General features: G+C 72.4%; 1 pseudogene. It reads left to right on the forward strand.

Going from position 1 to position 246, the window contains the following annotated elements:
* A pseudogene (locus QMX79_RS20930) lies at positions 1-246 on the forward strand (IS91 family transposase); the annotation flags it as partial.

The following is a 246-nucleotide window of genomic DNA, read 5'->3' on the forward strand; positions in this document are numbered from 1 at the left end:
AGCGCCCACGACGAGCCGCGCAGCCCCGAGCAGAAGCGCCGTGCGATGAGCTGGGCGCAACGGCTCAAGCGGGTCTTTTCCATCGACATCACCACCTGCGCCCACTGCGGCGGCGCGGTACGGATCGTCGCCAGCATCGAGGAACCCACCGCCATCCGCGCCATCCTCGCCCACTTCGAGAAGCACGGCGCGCTGGAGCAAGCGCACTACCGGCCCGCAGCGCGCGCGCCGCCGCCGGCCGCGTGA

The organism is Stenotrophomonas sp. PS02300 (genome assembly GCF_029959395.1).
Taxonomy (GTDB): domain Bacteria; phylum Pseudomonadota; class Gammaproteobacteria; order Xanthomonadales; family Xanthomonadaceae; genus Stenotrophomonas; species Stenotrophomonas maltophilia_AD.